At 70.3% G+C, this 20,737-nt stretch carries 20 protein-coding genes and 2 pseudogenes; 2 read left to right on the top strand and 20 right to left on the bottom strand.

Features of this window, described 5'->3' with window-relative positions; translation table 11 throughout:
• Positions 1-5: 5 nt before the first annotated feature.
• Positions 6-113 (top strand): annotated as a pseudogene (locus HBB12_RS30045) (IS6 family transposase); the annotation flags it as partial.
• A gap of 110 nt (positions 114-223) precedes the next feature.
• Here the strand turns inward: HBB12_RS30045 and HBB12_RS30040 are convergent.
• The 5 genes and pseudogenes from HBB12_RS30040 to HBB12_RS30020 form a co-directional block, all read right to left on the bottom strand.
• Positions 224-1,354 (bottom strand): ABC transporter permease, encoded by a 1,131-nt coding sequence (locus HBB12_RS30040; protein WP_236993346.1) that lies wholly within the window; start codon positions 1,352-1,354, stop codon positions 224-226.
• A 7-nt stretch (positions 1,355-1,361) separates the two neighbouring features.
• Positions 1,362-4,094 (bottom strand): ribosome-associated ATPase/putative transporter RbbA, encoded by a 2,733-nt coding sequence (rbbA, locus tag HBB12_RS30035; protein WP_236993345.1) that lies wholly within the window; start codon positions 4,092-4,094, stop codon positions 1,362-1,364.
• Complete coding sequence (locus HBB12_RS30030) at positions 4,091-5,392, bottom strand: HlyD family secretion protein (protein ID WP_236993344.1); 1,302 nt, start codon at positions 5,390-5,392, stop codon at positions 4,091-4,093. Before HBB12_RS30030 ends, rbbA begins: the two co-directional genes overlap by 4 nt.
• 34 nt (positions 5,393-5,426) lie before the next feature.
• Positions 5,427-6,224, bottom strand: a complete 798-nt coding sequence (locus tag HBB12_RS30025; protein WP_236993343.1) for a CBS domain-containing protein — start codon at positions 6,222-6,224, stop codon at positions 5,427-5,429.
• Between the two features lie 215 nt (positions 6,225-6,439).
• A pseudogene (locus HBB12_RS30020) lies at positions 6,440-6,915 on the bottom strand (IS3 family transposase); the annotation flags it as partial.
• Positions 6,916-7,253: 338 nt separating this feature from the next.
• Here HBB12_RS30020 and HBB12_RS30015 point away from each other — a divergent pair.
• A complete protein-coding gene (locus HBB12_RS30015) occupies positions 7,254-8,036 on the top strand; it encodes a serine protease (RefSeq protein WP_236993342.1) in 783 nt (260 codons plus the stop codon).
• 13 nt (positions 8,037-8,049) lie between these two features.
• Here the strand turns inward: HBB12_RS30015 and HBB12_RS30010 are convergent, their stop codons facing one another.
• The 15 genes from HBB12_RS30010 to HBB12_RS29940 all read right to left on the bottom strand — a co-directional run bounded on the left by HBB12_RS30010 (position 8,050) and on the right by HBB12_RS29940 (position 20,460).
• Positions 8,050-8,403, bottom strand: coding sequence for a hypothetical protein (locus HBB12_RS30010; protein ID WP_236993341.1), 354 nt, complete (start codon positions 8,401-8,403; stop codon positions 8,050-8,052).
• On the bottom strand, positions 8,400-8,876 hold the full coding sequence (locus HBB12_RS30005; protein WP_236993340.1) for a response regulator: 477 nt from the start codon (positions 8,874-8,876) through the stop codon (positions 8,400-8,402). The genes HBB12_RS30010 and HBB12_RS30005 overlap by 4 nt, the downstream gene beginning before the upstream one ends.
• 55 nt (positions 8,877-8,931) lie before the next feature.
• Positions 8,932-9,477 (bottom strand): hypothetical protein, encoded by a 546-nt coding sequence (locus HBB12_RS30000; protein WP_236993339.1) that lies wholly within the window; start codon positions 9,475-9,477, stop codon positions 8,932-8,934.
• On the bottom strand, positions 9,474-10,412 hold the full coding sequence (locus tag HBB12_RS29995; RefSeq protein WP_236993338.1) for a beta-propeller fold lactonase family protein: 939 nt from the start codon (positions 10,410-10,412) through the stop codon (positions 9,474-9,476). Before HBB12_RS29995 ends, HBB12_RS30000 begins: the two co-directional genes overlap by 4 nt.
• Positions 10,409-10,960 (bottom strand): SRPBCC family protein, encoded by a 552-nt coding sequence (locus HBB12_RS29990; RefSeq protein WP_236993337.1) that lies wholly within the window; start codon positions 10,958-10,960, stop codon positions 10,409-10,411. The genes HBB12_RS29995 and HBB12_RS29990 overlap by 4 nt, the downstream gene beginning before the upstream one ends.
• A gap of 3 nt (positions 10,961-10,963) precedes the next feature.
• Positions 10,964-11,959 carry a vWA domain-containing protein gene (locus HBB12_RS29985; RefSeq protein ID WP_236993336.1) on the bottom strand — a complete coding sequence of 332 codons (996 nt, stop codon included), beginning with the start codon at positions 11,957-11,959 and terminating at the stop codon, positions 10,964-10,966.
• The gene (locus HBB12_RS29980) at positions 11,956-12,555 is read right to left on the bottom strand and encodes an MxaK protein (RefSeq protein ID WP_236993335.1); all 600 of its coding nucleotides are present in this window, start codon (positions 12,553-12,555) and stop codon (positions 11,956-11,958) included. The genes HBB12_RS29985 and HBB12_RS29980 overlap by 4 nt, the downstream gene beginning before the upstream one ends.
• Positions 12,552-13,610 (bottom strand): vWA domain-containing protein, encoded by a 1,059-nt coding sequence (locus HBB12_RS29975; RefSeq protein ID WP_236993334.1) that lies wholly within the window; start codon positions 13,608-13,610, stop codon positions 12,552-12,554. The genes HBB12_RS29980 and HBB12_RS29975 overlap by 4 nt, the downstream gene beginning before the upstream one ends.
• Positions 13,607-14,593 carry a nonribosomal peptide synthetase MxaA gene (locus HBB12_RS29970; RefSeq protein WP_236993333.1) on the bottom strand — a complete coding sequence of 329 codons (987 nt, stop codon included), beginning with the start codon at positions 14,591-14,593 and terminating at the stop codon, positions 13,607-13,609. Before HBB12_RS29970 ends, HBB12_RS29975 begins: the two co-directional genes overlap by 4 nt.
• A complete protein-coding gene (locus tag HBB12_RS29965; protein WP_236993332.1) occupies positions 14,590-15,432 on the bottom strand; it encodes a DUF58 domain-containing protein in 843 nt (280 codons plus the stop codon). The genes HBB12_RS29970 and HBB12_RS29965 overlap by 4 nt, the downstream gene beginning before the upstream one ends.
• Entirely contained in the window at positions 15,429-16,478 is a 1,050-nt protein-coding gene (locus HBB12_RS29960; protein WP_236993331.1) for an AAA family ATPase, read from the bottom strand. The genes HBB12_RS29965 and HBB12_RS29960 overlap by 4 nt, the downstream gene beginning before the upstream one ends.
• Before the next feature lie 73 nt (positions 16,479-16,551).
• A complete protein-coding gene (locus tag HBB12_RS29955; RefSeq protein ID WP_236993330.1) occupies positions 16,552-16,842 on the bottom strand; it encodes a methanol dehydrogenase [cytochrome c] subunit in 291 nt (96 codons plus the stop codon).
• A 98-nt stretch (positions 16,843-16,940) separates the two neighbouring features.
• Entirely contained in the window at positions 16,941-17,537 is a 597-nt protein-coding gene (gene moxG / locus HBB12_RS29950) for a cytochrome c(L), periplasmic (protein WP_236993329.1), read from the bottom strand.
• A gap of 63 nt (positions 17,538-17,600) precedes the next feature.
• The gene (gene moxJ / locus HBB12_RS29945; protein WP_236993328.1) at positions 17,601-18,515 is read right to left on the bottom strand and encodes a methanol oxidation system protein MoxJ; all 915 of its coding nucleotides are present in this window, start codon (positions 18,513-18,515) and stop codon (positions 17,601-17,603) included.
• Positions 18,516-18,585: 70 nt separating this feature from the next.
• The gene (locus tag HBB12_RS29940) at positions 18,586-20,460 is read right to left on the bottom strand and encodes a methanol/ethanol family PQQ-dependent dehydrogenase (protein ID WP_236993327.1); all 1,875 of its coding nucleotides are present in this window, start codon (positions 20,458-20,460) and stop codon (positions 18,586-18,588) included.
• Between the last annotated feature and the right edge of the window lie 277 nt (positions 20,461-20,737).

Below are 20,737 nucleotides of genomic sequence, written 5' to 3'. Positions count from 1 at the left end.
CGGAGTGGATGCGCAAGGGCTTCGGGTTCTCGGGAGCATGCATCATCCGCGAGCAGGACTATCTGCTCACCACATGCTTCGGTCTTCCCATCGAGAGTAAAGTGTCGAAATAGGGGCAAATAGCCCTTGCTGAGATGCATAGCCGAGTTTGCGATAGGATCCCGAAGCGAAGCCCTTTCATGCAGCCGTCGCATATGGACCTGCAGATTGCTATTGTCCACGATCATCCTCCCGTCTCCGCCTTTGCCATATGGCGGAACCGAAGAAGCGACAGGATCAGGACGAGGCTCCCGATGCCAGCGATGATGACGAGCCGCGGCCATACAACGTCCGGCCCGGCGCTGCGGTACAAAACAGCTTGGGCGAAGGCGACAAAATGCACTGTTGGTGAAGCCTGGAGCGCTGCTGATAGCCAAGGTGGCATGCTCTCGAGTGGTGTATTGCTGCCCGACAGCATGGCGAGCGGCAGGTAGATCAGCAAATACAGTAGGCCGAGCTGCGGCATTGAGCGCGCGACTGTGCCGAGATAGAGCCCGACCGCCGTGGCAAAGAACAGGTAGATCGCGGTGCCGAAGAGGAATAGCGGCAGCGACCCGGCGAGGGGCACCCGTAGCAGGCCGCGCACGATCACTACCAGCGACAGGCCCACCGCCGTCAGGATGACTGCGCCGTTGGCCCAGATCTTCGCCAGCGCGATCTCCAGGGGCGTGACGGGCATGACCATCAGGTGATCGAGGGTGCCGCGCTCGCGCTCGCGCACGATCGCGGCCCCGGCCAGGATGATTGCCAGCATGGTGACGCTGTTGAGGATCCCCATGACGCTGGTGAACCAAGCGGTTTCCACGTTGGGGTTGTAGGCGATCCGCGATACGAGGGTCACGGGTGCGGGCGCCGCCGCCCGACCTCGGGTGAGGTACCGGGCGATCTCGTCAGCGAGGATCTGCTGCGCGTAGGTCGCCCCGAGTCCGGCCTGGACCATCGCGGTGGCGTCGACCTCGAGCTTCAGCACCGGGTGGCGTCGGGCCAGGAGATCGCGGGCGAAGTGCGGCGGCACGTCGAGGACGAGGGTGTAGCGGCCGGCATCCATCGCGGGCGCGACGTCGCGCGCGGCGAGGGGTACCGGTGGCCGAAACAGGGGCGGCAGGAAGGCCCCGGCGATGCGGCGCGAGAGCGGCGAGCGATCCTCGTCGACGATCGCCACCGAGGCGTTGCGTACCTCCTGCGAGCCGCTGCGCGCCGGTGCCAGGATCGCGAGGGAGAAGCTGTAGAGGACGAGGCCGATCAGCACGGTGTCGGTCAGGACGCTGCGCAGCTCCTTGATACCCAGCCAGAAGATCGTCGCAGCTCGTCGCATCGCCGCTTCACGCTTCTTGCCCGCGCAGTAGCGCGACGGCGAGCAGGGTCAGGATCGGCACGAACAGCGCTAGCGTCCCGAGGGTGACGTACAGATCGGACAATCCGAGCCCCTTGGTGAAGGCGCCGACGCTGATCGGCAGGTAGTAGCTCATCGGAAAGAGCGCACCGATGACCCTGGCGACCCCGGCGAGAGAGGAAACCGGCACCAGCATCCCGGAGAACATCGTAGCCGGCAGAACGGTCAGGATCGCGGTTCCGAACAGGGCCGCGATCTGGGTGCGTGCGAAGGTCGAGACCAGCATTCCGTAGGCCGTGGTCGAAAAGACGTAGATCAGCGTGCCGAGGACGAGCGTCGGGCCGCTGCCCCGCAGGGGGACCCGGAAAACCGCGACCGCCAAGCCGACCATCAGGGCGAAGTTGACCATCGCGACGGCGGCGTAAGGCACCTGCTTGCCGAGCAGGAATTCGAGCCGGGTGAGCGGCGTGGCGTAGAGGTTGACGATCGAGCCGAGTTCGCGCTCGCGTACCACCGCGAGCGCCATCAGGATCGCCGGGATCAGGGCGAGCTGGAGCGCGATCTGCGCCGGCACCATGGCGTAGATGCTGTCGAAGGTCGGGTTGTAGGTGAACCGCACCGCGACGTCCGCCGGGAGGGCCATCTGCGCCGGCAGGCGCAATGCGAGCGGATCGGCGAGGACGCGCTCGTGCAGGGCGGCGAGATAGCCGCGGATCGTCTGCGCCACGAACGGCCGCGCCCCGTCGATCCGGGCCGCGATCTCCGTCGGGCGCCCGCGCGCGACGTCGCGCCCGAAATGCGGCGGGATCTCCACCGCCGCGGCGATCTCGCCGCCCGCGAGCCGCCGGTCGAGATCCGCATCGTCGGCGAGCGGTGCCCGCTCGACGAAGTACGGCGAGCCGCGCAGGGCCTCGAGGTAGGCGCGGCTGGCGTGGCTCCGGTCGCGATCGAGCACCGCGACGGTGAGGCTGTTGACGTCGGTGGAGATGCCGAAGCCGAAGACGAGCATCAGGAAGCTCGTGCCCAGCACCGCGAAGGCGAGCCGAACCCGGTCGCGCAGGAGTTCGAGCGTCTCACGCAGGCTGCAGGCGAGGAGCCGGCGCAGGCTGAAGAGCGGCGGCGACGCTGGGGGACCGCCGGGTGCCAGGGCGATGTCCTCGGCACGGGGTACGCGGCCCCGGGCGCCCGCGGCCTTTTCCAGGACCGCCACGAAGGCGTCCTCGAGGTCAGCGGCGCCGTTGGCGGCGACAAGGCCTGCCGGGGTGTCGGTGGCGAGAACGCGGCCGGCATCCATGAGGGCGATGCGGTCGCAGCGCTCCGCCTCGTTCATGAAATGGGTCGAGACGAAGATCGTCACCCCCTGCCCGCGTGCGAGATCGGAGAGCAGCGCCCAGAACCGGTCGCGGGCGAGCGGGTCGACGCCGGAGGTCGGCTCGTCGAGGATGAGGAGGTCTGGGCCGTGCACGATGGCGACGGCGAGGGACAGGCGCTGGCGCAGGCCCAGGGGCAGGTCCTGCGCGCGGGTATCCGCGTGGGCGCCGAGCCCGAACGACCCGATCAGCCCGGCGACCCGGGCCCGCATCCCGTCGCGGGGCAGATGGAACAGCCGCGCGTGCAGGACGAGGTTCTGCCGGACGCTCAGCTCGCCGTAGAGCGAGAAGGATTGCGACATATAGCCGACCCGGCGGCGCGCCGCCCGGTCGCCGGGGTCGAGCGGCCGGCCGAACAGCAGGATGTCTCCGGCGCTCGGCGGCGTCAGGCCGGTCAGCATCCGCATCGTCGTGGTCTTGCCGCAGCCGTTGGAGCCGACGAAGCCGAAGATCTGGCCGCGCCGGATGGTGAAGCTCACGTCGTCCACCGCCGTGAAGTCGCCGAACCGGCACGTCAGCCCCCGTGCGGTGATGATCGGCTCGGCCAGCTCCTCACTCCGAGCCGGGGCCGGGCAGGCGGATGCGGCGCGCCCACCGGTGAGAGAGATGAAGGCGGCTTCGAGATCCGCCGTTCCGGTGGCGCGCCGGAGTTCCTCCGGCGCGCCACCGGCGACGACCCGGCCGCCATCCATGGCGACGAGCCAGTCGAATCCTTCGGCCTCCCGCAAATCGGCGGTGGCGACCAGGATCGAGAGGCCGGGGCGGGCTGCGCGGATCCGGCCGATCAAGCGCCAGAACTGCCGCCGCGAGAGCGGGTCGATCCCGGTCGTCGGCTCGTCGAGGATCAGGAGATCGGGATCGTGGACCAGGGCGCAGCAGAGCCCAAGCTTCTGCTTCATGCCGCCCGAGAGCTTGCCGGCCTCCCGGCCGGCGAAGGGGGTAAGGCCGGTCCCGGCCAGCAGGAGGCGGACGCGCTCCTCTCGCTCCGGTCCGCCCTGGCCGAACAGACGCGCGAAGGAGAGGATGTTCTCTCGAACGGTTAGGCCCGCATAGAGGTTGCGGCCGAGTCCCTGGGGCATGTAGGCGATGCGGGCGCGGATCGCGGCGCGATGGTGGGCCTGTGCGACATCGCCGCCGAGCACCCACGCCCGTCCCGCCTGGATCCGCCTAGTGCCCGCGAGGATCGACAGAAGCGTGGACTTGCCGACGCCGTCCGGGCCGACCAGCCCGACGAGCCGACCAGCGGGCAGCGCGAGCGTGACGCGATCGAGCGCCGCCCGCCCGCCGTAGCGGTGCGACAGCGCGGCGACGGCGGCGACCGCTGCCCCGGGATCGCAAGCGGCGGCTCTCATCGGCCCCCCGTCGCAGCGGCCGGAGGTGGGCTGGGGGCAAGCCGCGCGGGCCAGGCGACGGCCTCGTCGGTGCGCACGACGCCAACCCCGGGCAGCCCGGTCCGCACCAAGGCCTCGCGTCCCCTCAATCGCTCGGGGTCGACCCGCAGGCGAATGCGGAATAGCAGCTTGTCCCGCTCGTCCTTCGTCTCGACGGTCTTCGGCGTGAACTGCGCCTCGCTCGCCACGAATACTGCTCGGGCGGGAATGACGTGGTCCGGGTAGGCATCGAGCACGACGCGCCCCTCGGCCCCGATCCGGACGCGCCCGGCCTGGGTCGTCGGCAGGTAGACGTCCATGTAGACGTACCCTGCATCGAGCATGGTGAACACCCGGCCGCCGGCCGCCAGCACCTCGCCGACATTCGCGATGCGGTACTGGATCGGCCCGTCGCGAGGAGCGGTCAGGGAATTGTCCGCGATGTTGACACGCACGTACTCGACGTTGTGGCGTGCAGCGTCCCGGGCGTGCTGGACGGCGCCGACCCGGGCAGCAGCCGCGTCGCGGGCGGCCGCGGCCCCGTCGGCCGCGTGGCGGGCGGCGAGTAGCGCTTGGTCGGCGGCCCCGACTCTCGCGGTAGCGGCGCCTTGTGCCGCAATGGCACCGTCCAGGGCCTGCTGGCGGGTGTCGAGCGTCTGGCGCGTGGCAAAGCCTCGCGTGACGAGGGCGCCGGTGCGAGCGAGTTCCTGCTGCGCCAGGCGCGCCACAGTCCGCGCCTGTTCGAGATTGGCGTTCGCCTCCTCGACGCTCCGCCGGGCCTGTGACACTGCGGCCTCGCCGGCGAGCACCGCTCGCTCCTGCTGGGCGAGGATCTTGCCGGCTTCCTCGACCGTGCGCTCGGCCTGCCCCGCCAGAGCCTCGGCCTGGCTCTCCTGCTCCTGAAGGTCGCGAGTGTCCATGACGGCGACGATTTGGCCAGCCCGCACCATGTCGCCCTCGTCGACCAGAAGCCGGGCGATGCGGCCGGCGAACTTGGTGTCGATGTCGATCTCGTCGGCCTCGAGCCGCCCGTTTCCCTGTGCGAAGCCCGGCGGCAGTGCGGGTGGGCAAACGCGCCACCAGGCGAAGCCGGCCGCTACCCCGATCAGGAGGGCCGCGAGCAGCCCGAACCAGATGCCGTGCCGCCTGCCCGTCCGGCCGGCCGGCAGGACTGCCTGCGGTGCGGGAACGAGCGCCTGCCCCGGAGCGATGCCAGCGGGTGCCGGGCTCTCCGCAACGGGCGTGGCCGCGGTAAGAGGAGGCGCGGAAAGAGAGGTCACGGTCGTGGGCTGCGCTCCCGCACCGGTGGGACGATCAGGCGGTGGACGCATTGGCCGCTGGCGCCGCTTCTCCTGGGCGCACCTCTTGTTGGATCTCTTGCCGCGCCGCCTCGTCCGGCACGAAGATGACCTCGCCCGAGAGCGGCTCGATCAGGATCAGGTGGTCGTGCAGGCCGGTCACGCCCGGCACGGTTCCGACCGCGGCGTGCACGGCGCTGCGCTCCCTCTCGTCGGTGATGGCTCCCGCGAGGTCGACCACGCCATCGAGGACCATGACCGAAATCTGCGCAGCGGGGATGCACGGCACGCGCACGAACTCGGCCAGGATGTCGCAGCGGATGGCGGCGTCTCTGCGCGGTGCGGCGGAGGTGGGGGCCCGCATCGCCTCGGCCAGCGCCCGAACGACGTCGGCGCGGGCAACAATACCGACCATACGGCCCGTGCACAGCACCGGCAGGCGCTTGACTTGGTGGCGTTCCATCAGGGCGACGATCTCGGCGAGAGAGGCGTCCTTGCCGACCGTGACCACCTCCCGGGTCATGACCTCGTCGACCCGCCTGCCGTAGGCACGAGCATACTCGGCGGACAGTCGTCCGGGGCTGAGCAGGTATTGCAGCCAGCGCGGTCGCTCCCGCTCGGTGCCGAGTTCGCTCCGACGCAGGAGGTCGCCCTCGCTGATGATGCCGACGAGCTGCCCGTCCCGGTCCGTGACCGGCAGCGCGCTGATCCGCCGGTCCATCATCAGGTCGATGGCCTGGGCGACGGTCGCGTCGGCGGGGATGCAGGCGACCTGCCGCGACATGATCTCACGAGCGCGGATCTGGGCGTACATGCGGGGTTCTCCGGACGCTGGCAGCGGCATGCGGAAAATGTGCGGAGGCGTAGCGCCGTACCGCTCCGCTACCAGCATGGGCGCGCGGGCAGGTCCGGCCTTGATCCAGCGCAAGCGACCGCCCGCCTCCTGCGCCAAGGCTGACCCTCGGCTGCGCGGCCACGACGCAGCGCAGCGGGAGGGATGATCCTCCCCCGTTTGCGCGGATACGGGGGTTAGCCTGCGTTCCGCCCGGCCTGCTCGGGCGTGATGTCGCCGAGAGCCGAGTGGAGGCGCTGTCGATTGTCGTAGCCCTCGATGTAGGCGAACAGGTCGCGGCGAGGGTCATCGCGGGTCGCCCATCGTCGCTGATGGACGAGGTCGACCTTGAGGGTGTGGAAGAAGCTCTCCATCGGAGCATCGTCGGAGCAGCAGCCGGCGCGGCTCACGGATGGCATCGCCCGAAGATCGGCGAGTTGCCTGCGGTAAGCCTCCGCCGCGGACTGGCTGCCACGATCCGAATGACAGATGAGCCCGGCAGAGGGGCGCTGCCGTTGGGTGGCCATCATCGAAGCGGCCGATGTCAACTCGGTCCGCATGTGGTCGCGCATCGACCAGCCGACGATCTTGCGAGTGGCGGGATCAAGGACGGCAGCCAGGTAGAGCCACCCTTTTTGCCGTGGGCAGGTCGGTTGATGTCTGCCAGCCAGGCCTGGTTGGAACTCGCGTCGCCTCTTCGCCATCAAACACCCTCCCCGCCCGAAACGAGCGTATCAGAGGTGTCCGCGAAACCGAGGGAGGATCACCGGCCAGTTCCTCATCCAGCAGGTTGCGATCGACACCCGCATGCTCCCAGCTGCCGAGCGGGTCGCGCACGTCAGAAACCTGCTGTCCGACGAGTGATTCCGCCGCTCCGCGTCACTGCTCCCGGTTGACGCTTCGGCACCGGGCATTCTTCATTGGCGTCGGCTGGGCTGGGATATCTCGGCGCCAGATTTTGGGAAAGACTTCGAGGCGGTCACGGCCATGCCCCATTCGGGACGATGCATCTTGGCTGCGGTAGCGGTCGGCACCGCCCTGTCCGGACCGGCGGCGGCCGGCGATGGAAGGCTGGCCGCGCTCTATCCGCAGGATGGCCGTCGGGCCATGACCGGCGCGGATTTCGCCAGGTTCCCCGGTGCAGGAATCCTCTTCTGCCGGGATGCCTCGGGCGTGCCGAAGCGGGCCGCCGCCGCCTGGCTGATCGCAGGGCCGCGGGTCGTCATGCTCAACGCCCACAATTTCCGGAGCCGGCGGCTCGAGGTCACCCGCGCGGTGGCGGATTGCTTCTTCCAGATCGCCGGCCGCAACTACGATTTCGAGCCGGACAGCCTGCAACTCGGGGTCCGGCCCGGCGCGGAGGCGCTGCACATCACGGATGACTGGGCGCTGCTCCACCTCAAGGAGCCGGTCACGGCAGCGGTCGCGCAGCCGATCCCGGACGCAGCGGGTGGGCTGCGAACGGGGAGCGGGGCCATCACGGTGACGATGGTCTCGCCGGCCGGCCACGAGAATTTCGGCAGCGCGACCAGCCTCGAGGCCTGCGCCATCCGGCAGATCGACCCGCCGGGCGAGGACGGCATCCGGCAGGCCCGGCACGATTGCAACAACGGCTATGGCGGATCCGGCTCCGGGCTGTTCGATGCCGGTGGCAGCCTGATCGCGATGCACAGCGCGTCCCTGTCGATGAACTCCCGCCGCCCCTACGACGGCGAGTTCCATTACGGCTCGGCCCTGCTGCTCGAGGGCGCCCTCGTCGATGCCCTGCGCGATGCAGTCCTCCGCACCCGGTGACCGGTCGGCACGATCAGCCAGGACCAAGCAGGCCCGGCACCACCGTTCCGTTCGGACCGAAACTCTCCTGCGCCCGCCGGCAGCTCGCCTCCGGGTCCTTCTGGTAGGCCTGGGTGTAGGCGGCCGAGCGGATCAGCGCCTCGCCGTGGGACAAAGCCGCGAGATCGGTGCCGAGCCGCTCCACCACCTCGCGGAACCGGGCGTAGTCGGGCTTCGTGCCGGGACAGGATTCGGCCACGAACCGGACCAACCCGGCGAGCTTGACGGCGTCATTGCTGACCGCGACCTTGTCGGCTGGACTCACGCCGTCGGCGGCCTCGGCCGCCGTGAGCACGAGAGCGAACAACGAAATGGCATGGAGGATCAAGACAGGCTCCATAGGTGGTGGCGGGTATCTTGGTGGATATCGTTACGGATATCTTGGCGGACATCTTGGCGGAACCGATGTGGCACCGCCTCTCGTCGCGCGACGGCGAGGCGATGGTCGATCGACACCATCCCCGCGCGCACCCGATGGAAGGCCGCCAGCAGGTCGGTGGCCGCCCCGGCGGCCAGGGCTCGGGCGACGACGGTCGGATCATCGTGCATGCTGAATACGAGAATGCGCGTCTCCGGCGCGAGGGCGCGGATGCGCGCGATCAGCCAGAGCCCGGAGAGGGAGCCGTCGCGATACGTCAGGTCCGCCACGACGACGGCGGGCCGGTTCGCAACGAAGCAGCGATAGCCTTCTTCGACATCGCTCGCGCAGTAGACGGCCGCAAGGGCTTCCTCGAACACCATGCCGCAAGCCCTTAGAATGACAGGGTGATCGTCGACGACGAGGACGCTGCTGTCGGGCATGGCGTTCATCTCCCTTGTGCTCGATGGGCAGACATCCGACCCGCATGCCGATCGGTCACCGGGCCACCGGCACGCCGGTGGCTTGCGCCGCGTAACTCATCCGAAGGCGATCGAGGGCCGCGTCATGGTCGGCTCCGCCGGCCCGCAGGGTCAGGTATTGCTGGCACAGGCTGCCGTAGAGTTGCCGACGCCCGGTGGGAGCCGCGACCGTCGTCAGCCCGGCGATCAAGGTGTCGGGCGCCGGCGCGTTCGCCATCATGCCGGCCACCTGCGCCGTGCGGTTGGCGATCATGCGCGGATCCTCGATGAAGTGCGGCCGGGCCCGCACCAGGGCCGCCTGCAGGCTCGCCACGGCCGCATCGCCCGGCGGCAACGTCCGCCCGGCGGCGCGGGCAGCGAGCCAGCGGGCGGGATCGGTGCGGTCGTCCGGCGTCAGCCAGTCGGAGCGGGCGCCGTCGTCGCGACGGGCGACGATGGCGGCAGGAGGCTCGTCGCGGGCTTCCTCCCGGGCCGGCTCGTCGCCGCACGCCGCCAGCACCACGAGGACGAGGGCGGCGGAGCCCAGATGGACTCCCCTGCCGGCGGCCGATCCGGGATTCATCGGAGGGAGACCGCGAGGCCGCGGGGGCCGTCCGCCAGGGGCAGCCGCGCCAGTTCCCGGCGCGAGCGCGGATCGACGAGGGAGAGATCGCCCGAGAACCAGTTGGCGACGGCGACGCGGCCGTCCTCGAGGGCCAGCACACCCTCGGGGTAACGGCCGACCGCGACCTCGCCGTCCGGTGCCAGGCGGTCGGCCGACACAAGGGCGACGCTGCCGGCATGCTGGCGGCTCACCACGACCGTGCGCCCGTCCACCGTCACGGCAACGCCGTAGGGCATCGCCCCGACCGGCACGGTGGCGATGTGGGCGAGCGTCCGGGCGTCGATGACGGTGAGGTCGTTGCTGCGCACGTTCGCCACGTAGAGCCGCTCTCCGTCGGGGCCCAGCGCCACGGCGAACGGCCCGTCGCCGGTGGCCGCGGTGCCGCTCACCCGCATCCCGGCCGTGTCGATCGCGACGACCCGGCGATGCTCGCGGTCGGCGACGTAGAGGCGGGCGCCGGTGCGGTCGAGGACGAGACCGGCGGGATCGGGGACCGGCACGGCCGGGCCGGCGGCCTCGCCGGTCCTGGGATCGCGCCGCACCACCTCGCCCCGGCGCCAGTCGCCGACGTAGAGTGCGGATCCGTCGGGCGCGGCGGCGATGCCGAAGGGCGAGCCCGGATGGTCCAGGCGGGCGATCACCCGTCCGGCGGGACCGTCGATCACCGAGATCGCCTTGTGGTCGGGATGGGTGACGTAGACCCGTCCTCCCGGCCCCGCCGCGAGCCCCGCCGGGCCGGGCCCGACCGGGATCGTGGCGATGACCCGGGGGGCAGCGGGATCGATGCGAGACACCACCCCGCCATCCTGGCTCGCGACGTAGATCTCGGCCGCGAGAGCGGTTGGCCCGAAGGACGGCATGGAGAGGAGTACGGTGAGGAGGAGCGCCCTCACGGGCCGCCCTCCACCTTGGCCTTCAGCCCGGCGAGCCCCGCCTCGAGATAGGCCTTCATGGTAGCCCGGCCGGCCGCATCGCTCAGCTCCTCCGGCGGCTCGTTGCCGGTATCGCCGCGGTAGAAGCGCCCGAACCACGACACCTTGCTGCCCGCCCCCTCCGGCGTCACCGTCAGGGTCGCCGAGTAGGACGAGACCGGCAGGGCCTTCAGGTCGGGATCGTCGAGACGGTACGAGTAGCTGCGCCGGGCCGCGTCGTATTCGTCGAGGCTCTCGTGCAGGACGCCGCCGTTCTTGAGCGTCAAGGTCCGGGTGTCGCCATTCTTGGTGCCGTCGCCTTTGCTCGTGCCGCTCGCGACGAGGGGGTTCCAGCCGGCGATCCCCGCGAAGTTGCCGGCGACCGCCCAGACCTTGTCGGGTGGGGCCGCGATGGTGACCGTGGCCTCGATCTTCTGCGGGGTCGGCCCGTGGGCGAGCGCCGCCGTCGCAAGGCCGAACGTCGCCGCGACGAGGAGGCCGCCGAACAGGGAATCGTGGAACCGACGCATGCTTTACGCTCCGTGACGAAGGCGGGAGACGGTCTCGCGCAGGCGGGCGTGCCAGGGCAGGAGACCGAACAGGACGAGGAGGGCGGCGAGCGCCGCCCCGCCGAGGAGAGGACGCAGGTCGAGCCGGACCGGGCGCGTCCGCGGCGTCGCCGCCGCCGTGAGGGCGCCCGCGAGGCCCCCCGGCGCGTCGAGGGGCGCGTAGGCGAGGCCGGTCTCGGCCGCGAGCCGGCGCAGGTAGGATTCCCGCACCGAGGACAGGTGCTCCTGGCCGGGAGCGGCACTGGCGCCGAAGGGGGCGTTGCGCGGGTTGTAGCCCTCGCGGGTCTCCGCATCCGGCGGCGGCGGGCCGAACCGGTTCTCGTGCGGCACGTCGGCGGCGCCGTAGAAGCCGATCTCGCGGCCGCGATCGTCGTAGCGCGGGATCGGCGACGGGGCATGGCCGCCGGCGCCGACGATCAGCCCGCGCACCGCGCCGGGCTTGCCCTCGAAGGCGGGACCGCCGCGGGCCGGCAGAGGCGGCGCCTCGTGGCCATCGGTGACGAAGACGAGGTCGCTGCCGAGATCCGCCGCCAGCCCGATCGCCCGGAACAGGCCCGCGGCGACCCGGCTGTCGCCCTCCCAGCCCATGCGCCAGTCGAGACCCGCGAGGGCGCCGTCGAGGGCGGCGAAATCGGCGCAGGTCTCGATCGGCTCGAACAGCAGGAAGGTGCGCCGCTCGGCGAACAGACCGAGACCGAGGCGCGAGCCGCAAGGGAGAGACGCCGCGAGGTCCCGCAAGGTCGCCTTGGCCTTGTCGAGCCGGCTCACCGGCTTTCCTTGAAGGCGCTCGTCGCGGGTGTTCATGCTGCCGGTGATGTCGATCACCACCACGGCCTCGACGCGCTGCCCCGTGACGGAGAGGTGCGGCGCGACGCCTGTCAGCGCCGTGAGGGCGAACGCCCCGGCGAGCCACCGGCCGCGGGTGTCGGCGGCGAGCCGTGCGACGGGAGCCGGGATCACGGCAGCCCCCGCGGCTGGCCCGGGATGTCGGTCCAGATCTTCTTCGGGTCGGCGGGCATCTCCTCGCCCTGCTCGCGCCCGCGCTCGGGGAAGTCGCGCACGAGGCGCGAGGCGACGTCGAGGTTGAACTTGGCGTCCCAGGCCTCGGGCCGGAGCGTCAGCGCGCGGCGATAGGCCTGCCGGGCGAGCCCGACGAGCGGGGTTGCCGGCTCCAGGTCGCCCGCCTCCAGCTTGGCGAAGGCCTGCCGCAGCCGCGCGTTGCCCAACGCGATCTGCGCCAGCGCGCGCAGGGCCGGCGAGCCACTGCCGTCGAGGGCGGCGATCAGCGGCTCGGCCTCGTCGAGGCGTTCGCGGGCGGCGAGGAACCGGATGCGGGCCAGCATTAGTTCCGGAACGGCATCGGCGGCGACGGGACGATCGTGGCCGGCCTCGAGCGCCGCGATGGCGTGGTTGGCGCTCATCTCGCGCCATGCGAGGCCGGCGCAGGCGAGCGCGCCTGCCGCGCCGGCGAGCGGCAGTGCGGCGAGCAGGACCGGTCGAACCGGCCCCCAAGCCCGCCGCAGGACGCGCGCGAGGGAAGGACGGGTGGCGGTCATGCGGCGCGCCTGGTCTCGCGGGAGGCCGCCGGGCGGGACGCGGACGTTCGGGTTGCCAACCCGGTCTCGGCGAGCTTGGCCCCCAGGAGCAGCCCCATGGCCAAGGCGGCGAGGCCGTAGGCGAACCCGGCGAGATCGCGCTGCGGACGCCGCTCGGTGTAGGAGATGGGTTTACGCTCCTGGCGGTCGATCTCGCGGATCGCCTCCTCGACCGCCTGCGCGCTCTCGGCCTCGAAGGCGCGGTAGGGCACGCCGAGACTCTTGAAGAACAGGTCGAGATGACGCTCGGGCGCTGCCTGCGGCGTGTCCTCGCCCGCCGGACGGTCGGCGAGGCCCGGCGAGCCGGCCGTGCGCAGGAAGAGCCAGTACAGGGTCGGATGAATCTTCGCGAATTCCTCCCGCAGGAGGGGCTGGACGCGCCGGTCGATGACCGCCGCCCCGTCGGAGACGAGCAGCAGCACGCGCGCGGCCTGCGGCGCGCTCGCGCCGAACTGCGCCAGGGCCAGGCCGAGGCCGCGGGCGACGTTGGTCGCCTCCAGGCCCGGACGGTCGATCGCCCGGATCGCCGCCCGCACGGCGTCGTGGCGGTCGGTCATCGGCAGCACCGCCATCGGCGAGGTCGAAAACGCCGAGACCGCGACGAGATCGTGCGCCCGGCGGCCGACGAACCCTTCGAGGATCCGCCGCGAGGCGGCGGCCTTCGACTCCTCGGGCCCGGACGGCTGCCTGCCGGCGAAGGTCTCGTTCATGCTGCCGCTGCGGTCGATGAGGAGCGAGATTTGCGCCCCCTCCCCCGTCCGCACCAGGCTCTCGCCGACGAGGTGCGGCCCGGCGAGAGCGAGGACCAGGAACCCGATCGCCGCCATGCCGGCGAGCGTCAGCGCCGCATCGACGAGGCGCGACAGCCCGTCGGCCGGGACCATGGCGAGGGCGGGCACCGGAATGCGCGTCTGCGCGGACGCGGCGAGCGGCAGCAGCGCCAGCGGGAGCAGCCACAGCCAGGCCGGGGCCGTCACCCCGAAGCGGCCGAAGAGAGCCATCAGGGAAGCGGTCATGACTGTCCGTCCGCATGCGCCGCCCGCTCCGCCGCGGCGAGGCGGCGGGCGGTCGCGACGAGGTCGGGCAACGGCCAGTCGCGCTGGGCCACCGACGGATCGCGGCCGAAGAAGACCTCGCGGGAGGCCCGGAAGAACCGGTCGAGCGGTTGGGCCAGGGCGGCGTAGGCGGGATGCCGGACGAGGAAGCCTGCCAGATCCTCACCCATCACCCGCCGGCCGTCCGTGCGGTCGAGGCCGCGATGGAGCGCCAGCAACGCCTCGCGATAGGCGGCCTCGGCGTCGCGGCGGGTCATAAGGCGGCGGATCTGCCGCCAGGCCGCCGCGAAGGCCCGGGCCGGCCGGTGCCGGAACGGCCACCATGCCCGGTCGCGGGCGAGAGCCAGAAGGCCCGCGAGGCTCAAAGCCGCGAAGGCCCAGGCGAGCGCAAGGGGCAAAGCCGGATCACGGCGGGGATTCGGGCTCTCGGGCCGGAGATACTCGACCGGATCGGCGACCGGCGGTGGCTGGATCTCGCGCAAGGGCGACACGCTGATCGGCCAGCTCGGCACCTCGGCGACGGCGCTGGTCGTCGCCCGCGGAGCCTCGCTGGCGAAGGTCACGGTGAAGGCCGGCACGTCGAGGCGGCGCACGTCGAGGGCGGCGTAGAAGGTCTGGTACGTGAGCGACAGGCGCCAGAGCCGGTTTCCGTCCCGCGCCGGCCCGGGCGCGACCGCAACGTGAGTGAGGTCGAGCCAGTAGGTCAGCGGCCCCGGCTTCGGCAGCGAGGCGGCTTGCGGCGAGAAGCCGTCCGCGGCCTCGATTTCGACCGTGGCGCCGAAACGGTCGCCGACGAAGAGCCCGAACGGCCGCGCAGAGCGCACCACCACCGACCCGATCTGAGCCTCGGCCGGCAATGGCAGGCAAACGGACAGGAGTCCGGCCATCACCACGACCCTGACCTCCCGCGCGACCCATCGCGGCTTGACCGCGCGCGTCCTCATGCGGCGGTCCCGAGCAGGTGGCGGGAGAAATCGTCGCCGTCGAAGCGGTCCGCCAAGCGGTAGGGCGGCCTTCCGTGCCGGAGGGCGAGGCGGCGAAAGGCCTCCCGTCGCTCGGCCTCGCGGGCGAGCCAGCGCGTGCGCAGCGAAGGCCGCATCAGCACCCGCCGTCGTCCGCCGCCCTCCAAGTCCTCCAGCTCGATCAGCCCGAAGGCCGGCAGGCCCTCCTCGAGAGCGCCATCCTCGACCGCGACAGGAACCACGTCGTGGCCCTGGAGCCGTTCGAACACGGCGCCGATCAGTGCCTCGGGCAGGCGGAAATCCGAGACCACCATCACGAGCTTGCGCCGGCCCGCGAGGAACGCGGCCGCCGTGAGGAGTCCGTCGGCGCTCGTCCCCCGGGGCCGGATCGCCGCGAGCCTGTCCGCGACGGCGTCGGCGGTGCCGCGCCGGCGCGAGGCCGGCAGCATCAGGTCCGGCCCGGCACCGCAGCCGATGAGCCCGAAGGCGTCGCCGATCCGGGTCGCCGAGCGGGCGAGCGCGATGCAGAGTTCCGTCGCCAGGGCCCAGGCATCGCCCTCGCCCCGGAAGCGCATCGAGGCCGAGACATCGAGGAGCACCCAGACCTCCAGCGCCCGGCGCTCCTCGAACCGGCGCACCACGACGCCCTCGAACGGGTCGCGCAGGGTCGCCCGCAAATCGATGCGGCGGGCATCGGGGTGGCGCCAGAACGGCACCTGGTCGCGAAAGACGCCGATGCCACCGATCTCGCGCGAGCGGTGGGCGCCGGGGCCCGGACCGGCGGCAGGGCCGCGCAGGCGGTAGAGGATGTCCCCGGTCACGGCGCCGGCACCGTATCGAGCACCGCCCGGCACAGGGCCGGCACGATCTGCTCCCGGCGCATCTCGTAGACCGGTTCGAGGAAGATCCGGTGCGCCATCGTCTCGGGAAAGACCGCGCGCAGATCCTCGGGCAGCAGCATGTCGCGGCCCTCGAGCCAGGCCCGGACCCGGGCGGCGCGGATCAGGAAGGCGATGCCGCGCGGGCTCGCCCCGCCCTGGACCAGGGCGTCCATGGCGACGTCCGGCAGGGTGATACCGGCCCGCCCCGGCTCCCGGATCGCCGACCATAGCCGGACGACGTAGTCCTCGAGCGCCGGGCTCGCATGAATGCCGTGCTGGATCGCCGCCGCGATGCCGGCGACCGACGCCTGGTCGATCACGTCCGGGGCGACCTCTTCGATCAGCGCATCGGTGTCGTGGAAGAGCGGATCGAAGGCGAGGCGACGGCGCATGCCCGGATCGGTCGGCGCCTCCATGCCGATCTCCATCAGGAACCGGTCGCGGGCCGCCGCCGGCAATTCGAAGGTCTCTTCGCGCTCGACCCGGTTGCGGTCGGCGAAGACCTGGAGACGGGGAAACCGGTACTCGCGGTTGAAGGCCGACACGCTGCGCTCGGCCATCAGCCGCAGGAGCAGGGAATGGACCTGGGGCCGCGCGCGGTTGATCTCGTTGAAGAAGAACACCGAGAGGTCTTCGGACCGGCGCAGCACCGGGCCGGGCTCGATCCGTGGCCTTCCATCCTCCGCGAGGTAGGTATGGTAGATGAGGTCGGCCGGCATCATGTCGACCGTGCCCTCGACGCGCTCGTAGGCGCCGCCGAGCGCCCTCGCCACCGCCCGCAGCAGGGTGGTCTTCCCGACGCCGACATCGCCCTCTAGCAGCACGTGGCCGCGGGCGAAGATCGCGATGGTGACGAGCCGGATCGCCCTGTGCTGGCCGATCACCGCCTTGGCGATCTCCGCTTCGAAGCGCAGGGCGATTGGGCGCCAGTCGGCGATTTGGCGCCAGTCGGTCGGGGCCGCATCGGCCGGCCGGATCGGGTTCATGCGGATCGACGACTCCGGGACTGTCGCGGGCAGGGGGGAGCGCGGCGCGCGACGGCGCCGCGCGGATGGGAAGTTACTGCGCCGCGATCTTGCTGACGTCGTATTCCCACTTGCCGGTCTTCTTGAAGTTCTCGACGCGCTTCTTGTTGCGCTCCTCCATCGCCTGGATGGAGGCGGCTTGCTTGTTCAGCTCCTTGGGATCGTGCTTGGGATCGTACTTCGTCCCGGCGATCTTGTCGGGGAAGCCGGGCTTGGGCTCCCAGCAATCGCCGGCGGCCTTGCACTTCGTCCCGTCATAGGCGAGCGCGGGAACGGCCGCTCCGGCGAGCAGGGCGAGGGTCGCGGCGGCGAGGGTCAGGCGCATGGTGTTCCTCCTATCGTCATCGTGTTCGAGGCGGGGGCCGGGGCACGGATCCGGCGGTGGCACCCCGAGCCGCGACCGCGGCTCGGGATCGGACGCCGTCAGGACTTGCCGCTCTTGGCGCACATCCCGGGCGGATCATCGGGGAAAGTCTCGCCGAGCTTGTAGGGGGTGTACTTCTTCTTCTGCTCGTCGTTCAGCCACTCGGCGTCCTTGACCGGTCCCGTGTAGAGGTGACGGACCCAGGCGGTGACCTGGAGCATGTCGTCGAGGGTCAGGCTCTCGTTGTGCGGCCCCATCTGACCGTTGGCGCCGCCGAACACCGTCGAGAACAGACCGGCATCGGTCGTGTTCTGGGGATATGTCCAGTAATTGTCGGCGAGGCCGGGGCCGATCTTGCCCTCGCCGATGTGGCCGTGACAGCCGGAGCAGGCGGCGAGAAAGGTCTGCTCGCCCTTCTTCAGGCAGCTCGCATCGGTGATGTAGGGGTTGTGGCCGGTGGCGAGGAACTGCTTCACGCCGGGCGTGTCCTTGCCCTCCGGCAGCACGTCGCTCAAGTCGAGCTTCTCGCCGGTGACGACGTTGCGCAGATCGACGGCACTGCTCTGCGCCGTGGTGGCGCGCGGCAGGGCACCGAGGCCGGCGATGAGGATGACGAGCCCGAGACTGGCGCCGAGGGCGGTCCTACGCTGGATCATGAACGCTCGCTTCAAGTCGAGGGACCGCGCCCGGCGGTCCGCCAAAGAGGGGGTCGGGAAATGTCAGGAGCCGGTCGGAACCGTCGGCACGCCCTCGTCCTTCAGGATCGCCTCGATCGCCGGGCGCGCCTTCACGAGGGCCTGATCGAGGGCCGCGAGCAACGCGTCGTCGCCGCGGCGCACGCCCATCGACTGGTCGAAGCGCATGGCGACCTTCTGGCCGTCGCTGCGGGCGGCGTCGTCCGCCACCAGGGTCATGCGCAACGGCACGGTCGATGCCTTGACGAAGCGGGCGACATCCGGGGCGAAGGGGGCTGCGACCTCGGCCTTGCCGCTCGCGACCTCGCCGACGAGGCGGGCGGGATCGATCTGGGTATATTGGTTGCGCGGCGAGCGGAAGTTCACGAGCGAGTAGAGGTAGGCCATGTCCTCCTCGTAGCGCCCGATGTTCTTCAGCATCGCCTCGCTCGGTGAGCCGAACGGCACCGCGACGTGGTTCACGTCCTTGAGGCGCGGATCGGACCAGGACGTGAGGTCGAGCCCGTCCTGCACCCGCGTCACGAAGACGTAGCCGCTGCGGTAATAGGGCTTGGTCGTCAGCACCCGCGGATCGCCGGTATCGAGCCCGGCGACGACATCGCAGAGCTTCTTGTCGAGGAAGTCGCGCACCAGATAGATCGCGGGCTTGTCCGACCACACGAACTGCACCTTGCGCCCCATCGCCTCGGCGACCGCACCGGCGATGCGGTTCTCGAGGCCGGTGCCGTCCTTGAGCGACAGCGGCGGCTGAGTCGCAGCGCAGACCCGCAGGACGGTGTCGTCTGGGCGCGCCGGAGCCGCGGCGGGCGCCTGGGCCGAGGGTGTCTGGGCGGAGGGTGTCTGGGTGATCGTCTGCGCGATGGCCGGGGTGGTCAGGCCGGCGGCGGCGAGCGTCGCAGAGAGGAGGGACCGGCGCAGAAGTCCGAGCGATCTCAACATGATCGGATCCGTTGTCACGAGAGGCAGCGGGTCGCTCCTCCCCAAGTGGGGAGGAGCGGGAGTCGACGGCTCAGTTCGCCGAGTACTCGCCGACATTCGGGTCGTCGTAGGGACCCTTGCCGTCGAGGGAGAACACCGTCACGCCGCCACCCATCTGGGTGTAGTTGGCGAGCTTCTTGAAGGCGCCGACGGCACCGAGGCCGGCGGTCGGATCCTGGAGGTCGAAGACGAGGCCGACGCCCGGCCAGCCGCCGACGCCGTAGTAGATCGCGACGTATTGCGTGCCCTTGTGGCTGTAGGTCACCGGGTAGCCGATGGCACCCGACGGCAGCTTCGACTTCCAGAGCAGCTCGCCGGTGTCGGAGTTGCGCGCCTTGATGTAGCCGTCCAGCGTTCCGTAGAAGACCAGATTGCCGGCCGTCGCCATTGTGCCGCCCCAGACCGCGAAGCGCTCCATCTTCTCCCATTTGAACTTGCCGGTGATGGCGTCGTAGGCCTTGATCTGACCCAGCCCCTCGGCGTTCTGGCGGTCGCCCTTCGGGCCCGGATACATGTTCAGCGTCGCACCGACGAAGAACTGGCCGGCCCGGTAGGGCAGCATGAAGGGCTCCCAATCCATGCAGATGTGGTTGATGCCCATGAAGAAGAGCTTGCGATTCGGGTCATAGGAATCGTGGCCCTGATTGTGGTAGCCCATCGCCGAGGGACAGATGTCCTTGGCGAGGTGGTCCATCCGGGTGCCGTATTCCGGATCGCGCACCGGCAGGCCGGACTTCAGGTCGACGGTCTTGAAGACGTTGACGGTGTCGTCGATCTTGTGGGCCGAGACGAGGTCGCCGTTGGTGCGGTCGAGGGTGTAGACGATGCCGTTGCGGTCCGGGTGGGTCAGGAGCTTGCGCTCCTTGCCGGCGAGATCCTTCTGGGTCGACAACATCATCACGTTGACGCCGGCATAATCCCACTCGTCGTGCGGCGTCTTCTGGTAGCCGAACTTGGCCTCACCGGTATCGGCGTCGCGACCGAAGATCGTCATCGTCCACTTGTTGTCGCCCGGCCGCATCGTCTCGTTCCACGGCGCCGGGTTGCCGGTGCCGAAGTAGATCAGGTTGGTGCCCGGGTCGTAGGCGTACCAGCCCCAGTTGGTGCCGCCGCCGATCTTCCAGGCGTCGCCCTCCCAGGTCGAGGTGCCGAGGCCCTTCTGGCCGTAATGGGCGTTGTGGATGTTGAAGTCCTTGGCCAGCAGCAGGTCGGGATCCGGGCCCGTGGCGTAGGCGCGCCACTTCTGCTCGCCGGTCTTCACGTCGTAGGCGGTGAGGTAGCCGCGCACGCCGAGTTCGGCACCCGACGAGCCGATGATGACCTTGTCCTTGACCACGTAGGGCGCGATCGTGAGCGTCGACCCCATCTTGATGTCGGAATTCTCGATCTTCCACACCGTCTCGCCGGTCTGGGCGTTGAGCGCCGCGACGTGGCCGTCGAGCAGGGTCTTGAGGATCAACGGCGGGGTCTTCCCGTCACCCGGCCAATAGGCGAGGCCGCGATTGACGAGGTCGCAGCAGGCCACCGAGCGCGCGGCCGGGTTCTGCTTCGGCTTGTCCTGCCACAGGATCTTGCCCGGATCGTCGAGACCGAGCGCGAAGGTGTTGTTCGGGAACGAGGTGTGGACGTACATCTTGCCGTCGACGACGAGCGGTGCGCCCTCATGGCCGTTGAGCAGACCGGTCGAGAACTGCCAGGAGACCTTCAGGTTCTTGACGTTCTTGTCGTTGATCTGCGTCAGCTTGCTGTAGTTGTCGGAGTCGTAGTTCTTCCCCGGCATCACCCAGTTTTCGTCGCTCTTCGACAACTCGTCGAGCTTGTCGTTGGCGAGTGCGGCGTGCGGCACCGCGAGCGGGGCCAGCGCCAGCAGCGCGGCCACCGAAACGGAATTCACGAACTTACCCATGCTCTGCGTCTCCGGTCAGCGTTTCACGTCTCTGCGGCACCCGGGCCGCGAGTCCGAACGTGTTCGCGTGATGAGGAACGGCAAGCGAGTGAGATCACGACCAATCTCTCTTAGTTTGGTCTTATATAACTCTCACTTCGCTCTCTTATAAGGAACTTATTACCTTCACTCACCGCAGTTACGTTAGCATCGACAAACCTGAATGTCTTCCGTCTGGTGTTCGTATGTTTCGGGACAATGCGGCAAACGGAATGGATCTTATTCTTAGTGCAAATGC

Source organism: Methylobacterium sp. SyP6R, assembly GCF_019216885.1.
In the GTDB taxonomy this organism is placed as follows: domain Bacteria; phylum Pseudomonadota; class Alphaproteobacteria; order Rhizobiales; family Beijerinckiaceae; genus Methylobacterium.
This window is presented reverse-complemented; position numbering and strand designations above follow the sequence as displayed.